We start from the raw sequence: 12854 nt of genomic DNA on the forward strand, positions 1-12854 counted from the left end.
AGAGGTAGATCACTCCTTCCGGGGCCGTTCCCGGCTCCGCCCGACCCCGGGCGCGCCGTTCGCGGAACGATCTCCTCCGGTGGCCCCCGAGCCATCGCGCGCAGAGACTGGAACGGTGCGTACCGCCACAGCGACGGCAGCGGCCGTCACCACGACCCTGATCGGTGCCGGAGCAGCCGCGGTCGCGGCCGGCCGGTACGCCGCCGACGCCGCCCTGCGGCCCGAACCCGGCCGCCCGCTGCCCGGCGGTCCCCGCCTCAGCGTCCACGCCACCGGCCCCGGCCGGGTGGTCCTCACCCGCTCGCTGGCCTCCCTGCGCCCCGGCGTCCACGGACTGGAGGCGCCCGGGGTGCACGCCGTGGTCGGCTCCGTCCTCACCGACGTCCCGCACGACGCGGACACCGTCGTACGCCGCCTCCTCGCCGTCAGCCACGGCAGCCTGACCCCCGGCATGCGGGTCGCCCTCACCCCCCAGGTGCACCGGGGCGACCCCCGCACCGCCCTCGGGCTCGACCACGCCGACGTGGACGTGCCCGGGGAGCTCGGCCCGCTCCCCGCCTGGTTCCTGCCCGGCACCCGGGGCACCTGGGTGATCACCGTCCACGGGCTCGGCACCGGCCGCGAGCACCCGATGGTGGTCATGCCCTTCCTGCACCGCCACGGCCTCCCCGTGCTCGACCTCGGCTACCGGGGCGACCTCGGCGCCCCCGCCTCCCCGGACGGCCTGGGCCACCTGGGCGAGTCGGAGTGGCGGGACCTGGACGCCGCCATCCGCTACGCCGTCCGCTACGGGGCCCGCCGCGTGGTCCTGTACGGCTGGTCCACCGGGGCGGCCATGGCCCTGCGCGTCCTGGAGCGCTCCGCCCTGGCCGGGCGGGTCTCCGGGGTGGTGCTGGACTCGCCCGTCCTGGACTGGCACGCCACCCTGCGCGCCCTCGCCGCCGGCCGGCGCACCCCGGCCCCGCTGCTCCCGCTCGCGGTCCGGGCCGCCGAGGGCCGCGCCGGGCTGCGCGCCGACCACCTCGCCCCGGGGGCCGACCCCGGCGCCCTGCGGGTACCCGTCCTGCTCTTCCACGGGCCCGCCGACGTGATCGCCCCCTGGGGGCCCTCCCGCCGGCTGGCCGCCGCCCGGCCCGACCTGGTCACCCTGCACACCGTCATGGACGCCGGGCACGGGGCGATGTGGAACGCCGACCCGCTGCGGTACGAGGAGGCGCTGCGGCGCTTCCTGACTCCGCTCATGTGACGTGTGATGTGGCGCCAGGGTGAAGGGCCTGTGGCGGACGGGACGGGGTGGGTGATTCATCCCGGTTCCTCCGCCCCGTGACCTGTGGAAATGACCGGTTCCGTTTGGGCTTTCGGCCAGTGACGGGCGAGACTGCTTCCGTGACGTCCCGAAAGCCTGATGAGCAGTTGGCTCGCGACTCCAGACTCCGACTCGTCTCCCAGCGCTCCGTAGCCACGGCGCGCAAGGCGGTGACCGACCGGCGAACCCGGTCGGCCACCCGGCCCCCGGCGGGCACCCCCGCCACGGCAGACCTGGCGAACCGCGCTCGCGCCTCCCTCGCCGACGCGGTACGGCTGGCCCGCTGGGCCGAGCTGAACCTCGGCGCGGGCGACGGCGGCCGCCCCGTACCGGCGGGCGCCCTGCCCGCTTCCGACGTCGAACGCGCCGCCGCCGAACTGGGGCTGACACACGGCCAGATCCGGGTCGGCTGGGACCGCGCCCGGCTCTCCGGCCTCGTCGAGGTGCACGGCGGACACGCCCGCCCCGGCTGGCGGCTGCGCGCCTGGGGCCGCGACGACACCGCCGTACTGCGCGGCTGGGTCGCCCTCTTCGACGCCTGGTCGCTCGTCCACCCGGCCCCGGCGGACATCGCCCCCTCGGCCGTCGCCGAAGTGGTCGAGGCCATGCCGCAGCTGCTGTCGCTGCTCCAGCTGTCCGCCGGCCCGGTGTCCGTCCCGGACCTCCTGGACCTCCTCACCCAGCGGGTCACCGAGCTGCGCGACGAGCGCTGCGAGGTCCCCTACGGCGCGGAGGCCGCCACCGGCTCCGCCACGGCCGAACCCCGGCCGCTCCCGCTCGCCCGGCTGCTGCGCTGGGCCCTCGGCGGACTCGCCGCCGTGGACGCCGTCACCCTCGGCCCCGCCCGGGCCACCCTGACCCCCCTCGGCAGCTGGGCCGTGTGGGTGAAGCTCGAGCAGATCTGCGTCGCCGCCCAGAGCCCGGCCGGGAACATCGAGCAGTCCGCCGCCGCCATGCTGCACGGCTGCGCCCGGCTCACCCCCGGACCGGCCCGCGCCGAGTACCAGGCCTGGCTCGCCGCCCGGCCCGTCGGCCACGCCGTCAGCGAGCTCCTGCACGCCGCCCGGGGCGAGGACGCCCTGCTGCGCGGCCTGGCCTTCGAGGCCCTGCGCGTGGTCGGCGCCCCCGCCGAGCCCGAGGTGCGCGCGGCCCTGCGCGAGCCCGCGCTGCGGCCGTACGCCCTGCTCTGGCTCGCCGAGCACGACGGGGCCGACCCCGACGACGCCCAGGACGTCCTCACCCCCGAGGAGTCGACCTGGCTGTGGGTCGACACGGCCGCCGCCATCGCCGACCACGGCGAGGCCGACCTGCTGGCCCGGCACCTCGACTCCGCCGTCCGCACCACCGTCCCCCGGCTGCTGGACGAGGTCCGCGCGGTCGGCCACCCGCGCACCGTGCAGGTCCTGGTCGCGCTGGCCGCCGCGCACCCCGACCCGGCCCTCGCCAAGGCGGTCCGCCGGGCCGCCTTCCAGGTCCACACCGGCGGCGCGTAGTCCGCGGCAGCGGGGGCGGCGGCACGGGCGGAGGCGTACCGCCGCGGGTCTCAGACCTGCGGCGCGTACGTCCCGAAGCTCCAGATGTTGCCCTCGGCGTCCCGGGCCATGTAGTCGCGGGAGCCGTAGTCCTGGTCGGTGGGCTCCATCAGGACCTCCGCACCGTGCTCGACGGCCCGCCGGTGGTGGGCGTCGACGTCCTCGACCACGACGTAGACCCCCGAGGGCCCCGCGTCGCCCATGGCCTTGTCGAAGACCCCGCCGGTGCCCTTGCTGCCCAGCATCACCACGCCGTTGCCGTACGCCAGCTCCGCGTGCACCACCGAGCCGTCCTCGCCCTCGTACACCGCGACCTGGCTGAAGCCGAAGGCCTCGGTCAGCAGCTTGATGGCCGCCTTCGCGTCGCGGTAGACCAGCGCGGGGCAGATGGACGGAACGCCTGCCATGACGATCACTCCCTCTCGTGACGGTGACCCGCGTCACAGCATGGCAGGAGTCGCCGGCAGTCAGCGGAAGGTGTTGCACTGGGCCATGTCGCCCGTGCGGTAGCCCTGGTAGAACCACTGCTGGCGCTGCTCGGCCGAGCCGTGGGTCCAGGACTCCGGGGTCACCCGGCCCTGGAGCCTCTCCTGGATCCGGTCGTCGCCGACCGCCGCCGCCGCGTCCAGCCCGTCCCTGATGTCCTGCTCGGTGAGGCTGGTGATCAGCGGCCGCCCCGTGGACTCGTCCGGTGTCCGCGTCGCGTTGTGCGCCCACACCCCCGCGTAGCAGTCGGCCTGGAGCTCGACCTTCACCGCGTTGCTGTTCGCGCCCTGCTGCCCGTCCTGGGCCCGCTGGAGCGTGCCGGTCAGGTTCTGGACGTGGTGCCCGTACTCGTGGGCGACGACGTAGGCCTGGGCGAAGGGGCCGCCGCTCGCCCCGAACTTCGTCCGCAGCTCCCGGAAGAAGTCCAGGTCGAGGTAGACCTGCCGGTCGCGCGGGCAGTAGAAGGGGCCGACCGCCGAGGTGGCGGCCCCGCAGGCGGTGTTCACCCGGCCGGTGAAGAAGACCGTGGACGCCGGGCGGTAGGCGCCGCCCCGCTTCTGGAACTCCTGCCTCCAGAAGTCCTGGGTGCTGTTGACCACCGCGACCAGCCGGCAGTCCTCGCGCGTGTTGGCGTCCCGCCCGGTCCGGCAGGACTGCTGCACCTGGGCGGCCGAGGAGGAGGTCGCGGCGGGTTCCGGGCTCCCGTCCGACAGGCCCAGCTGCTCGGGGCCCACCCCGAAGAGCAGCCCCAGCACCAGTGCGATCAGGCCGACGAGGCCACCGCCGATCGTGGCCCTCCCGCCCGGGACGCGGCTGCCGCGCACGTCCTTGACCTCGGACGTGTCCAGATTGGCGTTGTCGTCGAACTGCATCCCGCACCCGCCTCTGTCGGTGAGACCGCAGGAGCGGCCCGGCCGCCCCTGCGGCGAGTATCAACCCGTTCATCCTGATACGCGCCCCGGGGCGCCCGCGTGGCCCGTGCGCCGAACGGGGGACGGGAGGTCCCGAAAAGTGGTTGCGCGCCCCCGGTAGAATGAATCCCATGGCAAATCTCCTCGCGGATTAGCGGCGTCGAAGCAACGCGCGTCCTGCCCCCACTTCCGCCGTCCCCACCGCCCTGGAGTATTTCCGTGATCACCGCCACCGGCATCGAGCTGCGCGCCGGCGCCCGCATCCTCATCGAGAACGCGTCGTTCCGCGTCGCCAAGGGCGACCGCATCGGGCTCGTCGGCCGCAACGGAGCCGGCAAGACCACCCTCACCAAGTGCCTCGCCGGCGAGGGCCAGCCCGCCGGCGGCACCATCACCCGATCCGGTGAGGTCGGCTACCTCCCGCAGGACCCGCGCACCGGCGACCTCGACGTACTCGCCCGCGACCGGATCCTGTCCGCGCGCGGGCTCGACGTACTGCTCAAGAAGATGCGCGCCAACGAGGAACGCATCGCCAGCGGCTCCGGCGCCACCCGCGAGAAGGCCCTGAAGCAGTACGAGCGCCAGGAGACCGAGTTCCTCACCAAGGGCGGCTACGCCGCCGAGTCGGAGGCCGCGACCATCTCGGCCGCCCTCAGCCTCCCCGACCGGGTCCTCGGCCAGCCCCTGCACACCCTCTCCGGTGGTCAGCGCCGCCGTGTCGAGCTCGCCCGGATCCTCTTCTCGGACGCCGACACCCTGCTCCTCGACGAGCCCACCAACCACCTCGACGCCGACTCGATCGTCTGGCTGCGCGACTACCTGAAGAACTACCGCGGCGGCTTCATCGTGATCTCCCACGATGTCGACCTGGTCGAGACCGTGGTCAACAAGGTCTTCTACCTCGACGCCAACCGCTCCCAGATCGACGTCTACAACATGGGCTGGAAGCTCTACCAGCAGCAGCGCGAGGCCGACGAGAAGCGCCGCAAGCGCGAGCGCCAGAACGCCGAGAAGAAGGCCGCGGCCCTCAACGCCCAGGCCGACAAGATGCGCGCCAAGGCCACCAAGACGGTCGCCGCCCAGAACATGGCCAAGCGCGCCGACCGGCTGCTCTCCGGCCTGGAGGCCGTCCGCGCCTCCGACAAGGTCGCCAAGCTCCGCTTCCCGGACCCGGCGCCCTGCGGCAAGACCCCGCTGACCGCCGAGGGCCTGTCGAAGTCCTACGGCTCGCTGGAGATCTTCACCGACGTCGACCTGGCCATCGACAAGGGCTCCCGCGTGGTCATCCTCGGCCTCAACGGTGCCGGCAAGACCACCCTGCTGCGCCTGCTGTCGGGCACCGAGAAGCCCGACACCGGCACGGTCGTGCCCGGCCACGGCCTCAAGCTGGGCTACTACGCGCAGGAGCACGAGACGCTCGACCCGGACCGCACGGTCCTGGAGAACATGCGCTCCTCCGCGCCCGACCTGGACCTGGTCGAGGTGCGCAAGACGCTCGGCTCCTTCCTGTTCTCCGGTGACGACGTCGACAAGCCCGCGGGCGTGCTCTCCGGCGGCGAGAAGACCCGTCTGGCCCTGGCCACCCTGGTCGTCTCCTCGGCCAACGTGCTGCTGCTCGACGAGCCCACGAACAACCTCGACCCGGCCAGCCGCGAGGAGATCCTCGGCGCGCTGCGCACCTACAAGGGCGCGGTCATCCTCGTCACGCACGACGAGGGCGCCGTGGAGGCCCTGGAGCCGGAGCGGATCATCCTGCTCCCGGACGGGGTCGAGGACCTGTGGGGCCCGGACTACCGGGACCTCGTCGCCCTCGCCTGAGCTCCGCCCGACCGCCTCCGCCGGGTTGATCCAGTTCCTTATGGATCATTCGGCTCAGGCGTGATCCATCATCTGAGTGAGACGGTCTCGTACCGTCGCGCCCTGTACGACGGCCCCGGCCGCGTCCTTCCGGACGCGCGACCGGGGCCGCTTTTTTTGCCCTCCCCGGCCGCTGACCTGGTGATTCCCGTCGGCGGTGGAGAAATGTGACGGAGGTCATGCGGCGGAAGAGGAGATTCCGTTCTGCTCGGGTGTCCACGGCCCGGGAAATGCCGTGGCACCGACCTTGCTGAATGGGTGGCCAGGAAGCCGGGGAGGGGTGATCATGAGAAGTCCAGAGCGCACTTCCCACGAGGAGGCACGGGTGGCCGAGACTCTGAAGAAGGGCAGCCGGGTGACCGGCGCCGCGCGCGACAAGCTCGCGGCAGACCTGAAGAAGAAGTACGACTCCGGTGCGAGTATCCGGGCGCTGGCCGAAGAGACCGGCCGGTCCTACGGATTCGTCCACCGGATGCTCAGCGAGTCCGGAGTCACGCTGCGCGGTCGCGGTGGCGCGACACGCGGCAAGAAGGCGGCTGCGGCCTGACCCTGGCCGTCAGGCCGGGGCCGGTACCGAAGACCGCTCGACAGCTCCGTTCTCTTACACGCTGTCTGATCCGTGCTGTCTGTTTCATCCGTTCCACGCACGGTACCTTCGGTGACCCCCGGTCGGCCCTGTGGCCGGCTGGGTGGTTACTGTGCAGTCACTTAGGCCGAGTATGCGGCCACGACTGTACACCGGAGGCACCAGATGGCTCTGCTCGACAAGGATGGCGTACGGCTCACCATCGACGACACGGTCGCCACGGTGACACTGACCAATCCGGCCAAGCGAAACGCTCAATCCCCCGCGCTCTGGCGGGCGTTGGCGGAGGTCGGACGGTCGCTGCCCGGCACCGTCCGGGTGGTCGTGCTGCGCGGCGAGGGCAAGTCCTTCTCCGCCGGGCTCGACCGCCAGGCGTTCACCCCCGAGGGCTTCGAGGGCGAGCCGTCCTTCCTCGACCTGGCGCGCGGTTCGGACGAACTGCTCGACTCCACCATCGCCGAGTACCAGGAGGCCTTCACCTGGTGGCGGCGCAATGACATCGTCTCCATCGCCGCCGTACAGGGCCACGCGATCGGCGCCGGCTTCCAGCTCGCGCTCGCCTGCGACCTGCGCGTCGTCGCGGACGACGTGCAGTTCGCCATGCGCGAGACCAGCCTGGGCCTGGTCCCCGACCTGGCCGGCACCCAGCCGCTGACCGCCCTGGTCGGCTACGCCCGCGCGCTCGAGATCTGCGCGACGGGCCGCTTCGTGCACGCCGAGGAGGCCGAGCGGGTGGGCCTCGCCAACCTGGTGGTCCCGGCCGGTGAACTGGACGCCGCCGTCCAGGACCTCACCACCGCCCTGCTGGCCCCGGCCCGCGACGCCGTCATCGAGACCAAGGCGCTGCTGCGCGGGGCCCCGTCCCGTACCTACGACGACCAGCGCGCCGCCGAGCGCGCCGCCCAGGCCCGCCGCCTGCGCGACCTGGCGGGCCTGTCCGACTGAGGCCGTACGCACGCACGCCCGCAAGACCGGAACGGCGGGACCGTTCCGGTCTTCCGGCGTCGTTCCCGGAGCGCCGGGGACCGTACGCGCTTACCGTGGTCGGGAGACTCCCCTTCCTAAGGACGTCCCATGACCGATTCCGCAGAGGCGGGCTTCGCCAAGGACCCCGCAGACCGTGGCCGCACCAGCATCGCCGACGGGGTGGTCGAGAAGATCGCCGGGCTGGCCGCCCGGGAGGTGGTCGGCGTCCACGCCATGGGCAGCGGCAGCGGACTCTCCCGCACCTTCGGGGCCGTGCGCGACCGGGTCCCCGGCGGAGCCAGGGTCGCGGCCGCCCGAGGCGTCAAGGCGGAGGTCGGAGAAGTCCAGACCGCCCTCGACCTGGAGATCGTCGTCGACTACGGGGTGGAGATCCGCGAGGTCGCCCGGGCCGTCCGGGAGAACGTCATCGCCGCCGTCGAGCGGATGACCGGCCTGGAGGTCGTCGAGGTGAACATCGCCGTCAGCGACGTCAAACTGCCCGACGAGCCCGACGACGAACCGGACTCCCGGCTCCAGTAGCGGGCCGGGAAACGGAGAGGAGCCACGCCATGAGCATGGCGTTCGCCGGCCTGTTCGCCGGCATCGCCCTGGCGTTCGCCGGGTACTTCGGCGGCTTCGGGGCCTTCCTGCTGGTCGCGGCACTGGGCACCATAGGCTTCCTCGTCGGCCGGTACCTCGACGGGGACCTCGACCCGGGCGACCTGTTCCGCCCCCGCGGCCGGGACGGCCGGCGCGGGTGAGCGGCCGATGAGCACGCCCCGCCCCCTGCCGCCCCGGGTGCCGCCCGCCGAGCGGGGCGCCCTGCGGATCGCCGACCGGGTCGTCGCCAAGATCGCGGCACAGGCGGCCCGCGAGGCGCTCGACACCCCGCCCGGGGCCGTCCCGCACGCCACCGTCACCGTCCACCACGACATCGCGCGGGTCCGGGTCAGCCTGGAACTGGACTACCCCTCCGATCTCGCCGCCCAGTGCGCGGCCGTACGCGAGCAGGTCACCCGGCGCGTCCAGCAGTGCGCGGCGATGGCGGTCCCCGAGGTGGCCATCGACATCGAGCACCTGCACTCCGCCCGCACCCGGCCCGGCGCCGCCGGGCGGGACCGGCGGCTGCGGTGAGCGGGCCCCACCGCTTCCGGTCGCCGCGCAGGGGCCCGGCCGGGGTCGTCGCGCTGGTGGTGCTCGCGGTGGCGGGGCTCTTCCTCTACGACCTGGCCGCGGTACGCGCACACCGGCCCGGGATGCGCTGGCGGCGCGAACTGACCGCCCTGCTGGAGCGGTACACCCCGGCCGACGCGGAGGTACTGGCGGGCGGGGCGCTGCTGGCCCTGGCCGGAGCGGTGCTGCTGCTGCTCGCGCTGGCCCCCGGGCTGCGCCGGGTGCTGCCGATGCGGACGGAGCCGGGGGTGCGGGCGGGCATCGGGCGCCGGGCCGCCGCGCTGATCCTGCGGGACCGGGCCATGGAGGTCGCCGGGGTCCGCTCGGTCCGGGTCAGGGTGGGCCGTACCCGCGTCGGGGTCCGGGCCACCTCGCACTTCCGCGAACTGGACGACGTACGGGCCGACCTGGACGAGGTGCTCGCCGTCGGCATCGGGGAACTGGGGCTCGCGCGCCCGCCGCGGGCCCGGATCAGAGTCAGGAGGTGAGCGGCGTGCCGTTGCTCGGCGTGGTGAACCGGGCGGTGCTGGCGCTGGCCGGTCTGGTGCTGCTGGCGGCGGGACTGTCGGTCCTGACGGCGTCCTGGCCGTTCGGCGGACGGCACGCGCCGCTGCTCGAGCGGCAGCGGGGCCTGGAGGGCGGGTGGTGGTGGGCGGTGTTCGCCGCGCTGGCGGTGTGCGTGCTGCTGGCGCTGTGGTGGCTGGTGGCGCAGCTGCGGCGTCCGCGGCTCGCGGCGGTGGCGGTGGACACCGGCGACGGGGACTTCGCGCTGCTGCGGGGGCGGGCGCTGGAGTCGGCGGTGGCGGCCGAGGCGGCGGCCCTGGACGGTGTCGCCCACTGCCGGGTCGTGCTGCGGGGCCGGCGGGGTGCCCCTGCCCTGCGGGTGGCGCTGGAACTGGCACCGCACGCCGTGCCGGCGGACGCCCTCGCCGCCCTGGCCGGCCCGGTCCTCGCCCACGCCCGTACCGTGACGGGCCTCCCGTCCCTTCCCGCGGAAGCCCGCCTGCACGTCAGGCCGCACCCGGCGCAACGGGTCACGTGAAACGGGGTGTGGCCCCGGACGACACCCCACCCCGCCCCGCCCCCTGGCGCGGCCGTCTTTCGGCGGCTAGAAGCCGTGGCGGGCTCCGCCGTCCACCGGCAGCATCACGCCCGTGAGGTACGACGCCGCCGGGGAGAGGAGGAACGCCGCCGTGCGGCCGAACTCCTGCGGGGTGCCGTAGCGGCGCAGCGGGATGCGGGACTCGTGGCCCGTCCGGGCCGCGTCCGCGTCGCCGGACAGCGCGTCCAGCTCCCGCACGCGGTCCGTGTCGATCCGCGCCGGCAGCAGCCCGACCACGCGGATCCCGCGCGGGCCCAGCTCCACCGACAGGGACTTGGCGAAGCCCGCCAGCCCCGGCCGCAGGCCGTTCGAGATGGTCAGGCCGGGGATCGGCTCGTGGACCGAGCCCGACAGCACGAAGCCGATGACCCCGCCCTCGCCCAGCTCGGCCGCGGCCGCCCGGGCCAGGCGGACCGCGCCCAGGAAGACCGTCTCGAACGCCGCCGTCCACTGCTCGTCGGTGTTGCCCGCCGCGGAGCCCGGCGGGGGGCCGCCGACGCTGATGAGGACGCCGTCGAAGCGCCCGAAGCGTTCCCGCGCGGTGGCGACCAGCCGCGCCGCCGCGTCCGGGTCGGAGTTGTCCGCCGCCACACCGACCGCGTTCGGGCCGAGTTCGGCGGCCGCGTCGGCCGCGCGCTTCGCGTCCCTGCCCGTCAGTACGACCTGTGCCCCGTCGGCGGTGAGCTCGCGCGCGGCGGCGAAGCCGAGGCCCCGCGTGGCACCGGTGACGACGTAGACGCGGTCCTTCAGTCCAAGATCCATACCGGACAACCTACGCCGAAGCGGGCTCCGGAGACACCGCCTTCGCCGCCGCCTCCTCGCGGTCGCGCTTCTCGCGCCGCACCAGCACCAGCCACCCCACCGGGACCGCCGATGCGAAGAGCCACCACTGCACGGCGTAGGCCATGTGCGCGCCGATCGAGTCGTGGTCGGGGTCGGCCACCGGCTCGGGGCTGCCGCCGGCCGGTTCGGGCGCGGTCAGTTCGAGGTAGCCGCCGAGCACCGGCCTGCCCAGGGCGGCCGCCTGCTGCTCACTGTTGATCAGCATCACCTGGCGGTCGGGCAGGCCCTTGCGGTCCTTGATCCCGCTGCCGCCGCTGGTCTCGTCGGCCTTGAGCCGCCCGGTGACCGTGACCTGGCCCGTGGGCGCGGCCGGGACCGGCGGGAAGGCGCGCGGGTCGCCGCCGCCGGGCACCCAGCCCCGGTTGACCAGTACCGCCCGGCCGTCGTCCAGCACCAGCGGCGTCACCACGTGGAAGCCGACCTTGTCGCCGTTCGAGGTGCGCATCCGTACGACGACCTCGTGCGCGGAGTCGTACGTGCCGGTGGCGGTGACGGCCCGCCAGTAGTCGGCCCTCGGGACGGTGTGCCCGGGCGAGGTGATCTCGGTCACGGGTACCGGCTTCCCGTACAGGTTCCTCGCGATCAGCTCGTTCTGGGCGACCCGGTGCTCGTGGCGGTGGAACTGCCAGAACCCCAGCTTGACCATCACGGGGACGAGGACGAGGGCGACGAGGGTGAGGGACACCCACTGCCGGGTCAGCACAAAGCGGTACACGCCCACGACGGTACCCCCAGCGGGGAGGACCCCAGCGGCCGGGTGGCCTTCCGGGGTCCAGGGGAAGTGGGGGAGGGGTCAGACGTGGTCGACGATGCCCACCTTCCCCTCCGCACGGGCGCAGTGACCGCCGCAGTACCACTGGCCCTCGACCTCGACGCCCTGTCCGATGATCTGGACCCGGCAGTGCTCGCAGATGGGCGCCATGCGGTGGATGGCGCAGGAGAAGCAGTCGAAGACGTGCACCGCGCCCTGCGCGTGCACCTCGAAGGACATGCCGTAATCGTTTCCGCAGACCTCGCAACGTGCCATGCGCCGCATGCTCGGCGGGGCGGCCGGACGGAACAAGATCCACCGGGGTGAGTCGCCGCGCCTGCACCCGGCCGGAGCAAGGGTCGTTACTTCTCCCCGGCCGCCGCCACGTCCCGCAGCAGCTGGGTGAAGGCCGCCTCGTCCACGATCGGGGTGCCGTACGACTTGGCCTTGACCGTCTTCGAGGTCGGGGAGTCGGGGTCGTTGGTCACCAGCAGGCTGGTGAGCCGGGACACGCTCGTCGCGATGTGCAGGCCCGCCTCCACCGCCCGGTCCTCCAGCAGCTCCCGGTCCACGGAGGTGTCGCCCGAGAAGGCGATCCGCATGCCCTGTTTGAGCGGCTTGCCGTCCTCGAAGCGCCCCGGGTTGGGGTACGGGCACGGCGGCCGCTTGCGCGAGACCCGCCAGTTGCCGCCGTTCCCGTAGGAGGACTGGTAGCCGACGCGCGGAGTGGCGGGGGAGTCCGACCACTCGGTCAGCGGGCGGCACTCCAGCAGGGGCAGCCGTACGCCGTCGCGCGCGGCCGCGTGCAGCGACGGACGGAAGGCCTCCGCCAGCACCCGGGCGTCGTCGAGGGCGTGGTGGGCACGCTGCTGGACCACGCCGTAGTGGGCGGCGAGGGACTCCAGCTTGTGGTTGGGGAGCGGTAGGTTCAGCTCCTTCGACAGGGCGATGGTGCACAGCCGCTGGCGCACGGGCGCGGTCACGGAGGCCCGCGCGTACTCCCGGGCGATCATCTGCCAGTCGAACATGGCGTTGTGCGCGACGAGCACCCGGTCGGCGAGCCGGCCCGCGAACTCCTCGGCGATGTCCTCGAAGAGCGGCGCGTCCTGGAGCATCGCGGTGGTCAGGCCGTGGATCCAGGTCGGTCCGGGGTCACGGCGCGGGTTGACCAGGGTGTACCAGTGGTCCTCCACGTTGCCCTGCGCGTCGAGCCGGTAGACGGCCGCGGAGACTATCCGGTCGTCGCGAGCGAGCCCGGTGGTCTCCACGTCGACGACCGCGTACCCCTGTGGGTACGCGGTCGGCCATTCCGCCTCTGCGGTCGTACGGTCGTAGAGCATG

16 protein-coding genes are annotated in these 12854 nt (G+C 73.7%); 10 read left to right on the plus strand and 6 right to left on the minus strand.

Annotated features, from left to right (window positions below; translation table 11 throughout):
- The first annotated feature begins 115 nt into the window (after window positions 1-115).
- Window positions 116-1246 carry an alpha/beta hydrolase family protein gene (locus ACZ4WZ_RS11920; RefSeq protein ID WP_467888487.1) on the plus strand — a complete coding sequence of 377 codons (1131 nt, stop codon included), beginning with the start codon at window positions 116-118 and terminating at the stop codon, window positions 1244-1246.
- A gap of 140 nt (window positions 1247-1386) precedes the next feature.
- Window positions 1387-2799, plus strand: coding sequence for a hypothetical protein (locus ACZ4WZ_RS11925; protein ID WP_467888490.1), 1413 nt, complete (start codon window positions 1387-1389; stop codon window positions 2797-2799).
- Between the two features lie 50 nt (window positions 2800-2849).
- On the opposite strand, the gene ACZ4WZ_RS11930 is transcribed toward ACZ4WZ_RS11925, so the two are convergent.
- Both ACZ4WZ_RS11930 and ypfJ read right to left on the minus strand, forming a co-directional pair.
- Complete coding sequence (locus ACZ4WZ_RS11930; RefSeq protein ID WP_467888494.1) at window positions 2850-3245, minus strand: VOC family protein; 396 nt, start codon at window positions 3243-3245, stop codon at window positions 2850-2852.
- A gap of 60 nt (window positions 3246-3305) precedes the next feature.
- Window positions 3306-4196, minus strand: coding sequence for a KPN_02809 family neutral zinc metallopeptidase (gene ypfJ, locus ACZ4WZ_RS11935; RefSeq protein ID WP_467888497.1), 891 nt, complete (start codon window positions 4194-4196; stop codon window positions 3306-3308).
- A 258-nt stretch (window positions 4197-4454) separates the two neighbouring features.
- Here ypfJ and ACZ4WZ_RS11940 point away from each other — a divergent pair, with 258 nt between their 5' ends.
- The 8 genes from ACZ4WZ_RS11940 to amaP all read left to right on the plus strand — a co-directional run bounded on the left by ACZ4WZ_RS11940 (window position 4455) and on the right by amaP (window position 9859).
- Window positions 4455-6053: an ABC-F family ATP-binding cassette domain-containing protein gene (locus tag ACZ4WZ_RS11940; protein WP_467888500.1), complete on the plus strand. Its 1599-nt coding sequence runs from the start codon at window positions 4455-4457 to the stop codon at window positions 6051-6053.
- A 364-nt stretch (window positions 6054-6417) separates the two neighbouring features.
- Window positions 6418-6639, plus strand: a complete 222-nt coding sequence (locus ACZ4WZ_RS11945) for a helix-turn-helix domain-containing protein (RefSeq protein ID WP_007263382.1) — start codon at window positions 6418-6420, stop codon at window positions 6637-6639.
- 204 nt (window positions 6640-6843) lie between these two features.
- Window positions 6844-7623 (plus strand): enoyl-CoA hydratase/isomerase family protein, encoded by a 780-nt coding sequence (locus ACZ4WZ_RS11950; protein ID WP_467888503.1) that lies wholly within the window; start codon window positions 6844-6846, stop codon window positions 7621-7623.
- A gap of 129 nt (window positions 7624-7752) precedes the next feature.
- Window positions 7753-8184 carry an Asp23/Gls24 family envelope stress response protein gene (locus tag ACZ4WZ_RS11955; protein WP_467888506.1) on the plus strand — a complete coding sequence of 144 codons (432 nt, stop codon included), beginning with the start codon at window positions 7753-7755 and terminating at the stop codon, window positions 8182-8184.
- Between the two features lie 29 nt (window positions 8185-8213).
- A complete protein-coding gene (locus ACZ4WZ_RS11960) occupies window positions 8214-8405 on the plus strand; it encodes a hypothetical protein (RefSeq protein ID WP_467888509.1) in 192 nt (63 codons plus the stop codon).
- Between the two features lie 7 nt (window positions 8406-8412).
- Complete coding sequence (locus ACZ4WZ_RS11965; RefSeq protein ID WP_467888512.1) at window positions 8413-8778, plus strand: Asp23/Gls24 family envelope stress response protein; 366 nt, start codon at window positions 8413-8415, stop codon at window positions 8776-8778.
- A complete protein-coding gene (locus ACZ4WZ_RS11970; RefSeq protein WP_467888515.1) occupies window positions 8676-9305 on the plus strand; it encodes a DUF6286 domain-containing protein in 630 nt (209 codons plus the stop codon). The genes ACZ4WZ_RS11965 and ACZ4WZ_RS11970 overlap by 103 nt, the downstream gene beginning before the upstream one ends.
- Entirely contained in the window at window positions 9302-9859 is a 558-nt protein-coding gene (amaP, locus tag ACZ4WZ_RS11975) for an alkaline shock response membrane anchor protein AmaP (RefSeq protein ID WP_467888518.1), read from the plus strand. The genes ACZ4WZ_RS11970 and amaP overlap by 4 nt, the downstream gene beginning before the upstream one ends.
- A 66-nt stretch (window positions 9860-9925) precedes the next feature.
- Here the strand turns inward: amaP and ACZ4WZ_RS11980 are convergent, their stop codons facing one another.
- From ACZ4WZ_RS11980 to ACZ4WZ_RS11995, 4 genes are all read right to left on the minus strand, one after another.
- Window positions 9926-10681, minus strand: a complete 756-nt coding sequence (locus ACZ4WZ_RS11980; RefSeq protein ID WP_467888521.1) for an SDR family oxidoreductase — start codon at window positions 10679-10681, stop codon at window positions 9926-9928.
- A gap of 10 nt (window positions 10682-10691) precedes the next feature.
- Window positions 10692-11477 carry an SURF1 family cytochrome oxidase biogenesis protein gene (locus ACZ4WZ_RS11985; RefSeq protein ID WP_467888524.1) on the minus strand — a complete coding sequence of 262 codons (786 nt, stop codon included), beginning with the start codon at window positions 11475-11477 and terminating at the stop codon, window positions 10692-10694.
- Window positions 11478-11555: 78 nt separating this feature from the next.
- The gene (locus ACZ4WZ_RS11990; protein WP_007263378.1) at window positions 11556-11789 is read right to left on the minus strand and encodes a hypothetical protein; all 234 of its coding nucleotides are present in this window, start codon (window positions 11787-11789) and stop codon (window positions 11556-11558) included.
- Window positions 11790-11875: 86 nt separating this feature from the next.
- Entirely contained in the window at window positions 11876-12853 is a 978-nt protein-coding gene (locus ACZ4WZ_RS11995; protein ID WP_467888528.1) for a DEDDh family exonuclease, read from the minus strand.
- Between the last annotated feature and the right edge of the window lies 1 nt (window position 12854).

It is taken from the genome of Streptomyces sp. NPDC029122 (assembly GCF_055569445.1).

What these genes read in the sequence shown, in the direction of transcription:
- ypfJ (WP_467888497.1), bottom strand. Translation starts at nt 4,196, where the DNA reads ATGCAGTTCGACGACAACGCCAATCTGGACACGTCCGAGGTCAAGGAC.
- ACZ4WZ_RS11955 (WP_467888506.1), top strand. Translation starts at nt 7,753, where the DNA reads ATGACCGATTCCGCAGAGGCGGGCTTCGCCAAGGACCCCGCAGACCGT.
- ACZ4WZ_RS11930 (WP_467888494.1), bottom strand. Translation starts at nt 3,245, where the DNA reads ATGGCAGGCGTTCCGTCCATCTGCCCCGCGCTGGTCTACCGCGACGCG.
- ACZ4WZ_RS11950 (WP_467888503.1), top strand. Translation starts at nt 6,844, where the DNA reads ATGGCTCTGCTCGACAAGGATGGCGTACGGCTCACCATCGACGACACG.
- ACZ4WZ_RS11995 (WP_467888528.1), bottom strand. Translation starts at nt 12,853, where the DNA reads ATGCTCTACGACCGTACGACCGCAGAGGCGGAATGGCCGACCGCGTAC.
- ACZ4WZ_RS11980 (WP_467888521.1), bottom strand. Translation starts at nt 10,681, where the DNA reads ATGGATCTTGGACTGAAGGACCGCGTCTACGTCGTCACCGGTGCCACG.
- ACZ4WZ_RS11960 (WP_467888509.1), top strand. Translation starts at nt 8,214, where the DNA reads ATGAGCATGGCGTTCGCCGGCCTGTTCGCCGGCATCGCCCTGGCGTTC.
- ACZ4WZ_RS11990 (WP_007263378.1), bottom strand. Translation starts at nt 11,789, where the DNA reads ATGGCACGTTGCGAGGTCTGCGGAAACGATTACGGCATGTCCTTCGAG.
- ACZ4WZ_RS11965 (WP_467888512.1), top strand. Translation starts at nt 8,413, where the DNA reads ATGAGCACGCCCCGCCCCCTGCCGCCCCGGGTGCCGCCCGCCGAGCGG.